This is a genomic window from Pseudomonas sp. P5_B2 (assembly GCF_056400445.1).
The window spans coordinates 1-618 of record NZ_JBFULH010001416.1 but is presented as its reverse complement, the minus strand read 5'-3'; the positions used below and the strand labels follow the sequence as shown (position 1 = coordinate 618).

Below are 618 nucleotides of genomic sequence, written 5' to 3'. Positions count from 1 at the left end.
CCCACCAAACCCAGTGAAGAGCACTGGGTCCTCAAGCACATCAACTTTTCCATCAGGTCGGGAGAGGCCGTCGGTATCGTTGGTCAAAACGGTGCGGGAAAATCTACGCTGCTGAAGATGATCACCGGAACCTTGCAACCCACGGAGGGCAGCGTTCAGGTCAACGGCCGCATCGCTGCCATTCTCGAGTTGGGCATGGGTTTTACCCCTGATTTGACCGGTCGCGAGAATGTGTATCACGCGGCCGGTTTGATGGGCTTTGGCACTGCGCAGATCCACCAGGCCATGCCAGAGATCGAGGCTTTTGCCGAGATTGGCGAATACTTCGACCAAGCCGTGCGCACTTATTCGAGCGGTATGCAGATGCGCGTAGCGTTTGCCGTGGCGACAGCGTTTCGTCCAGACATCCTGATCGTCGATGAGGCCTTGGCGGTAGGTGATAGTTATTTTCAGCACAAGAGCTTTGAGCGCATTCGCGAGTTTCAGCGTCTGGGCACGACGTTATTGATTGTGTCCCACGATAGAGGTTCGATCCAGTCGTTATGCAGCCGGGCGATCCTGCTCGAACACGGCACGGTGATTAAGGATGGCGCGCCGGAAGAGGTGATGGATTACTAC

General features: G+C 56.0%; 1 protein-coding gene. It reads left to right on the top strand.

What is annotated here, in order from left to right; genetic code table 11:
* Positions 1-618 (top strand): ABC transporter ATP-binding protein (locus AC1DRJ_RS31565; protein WP_477805552.1); only part of this gene is annotated, 618 nt, incomplete at both ends.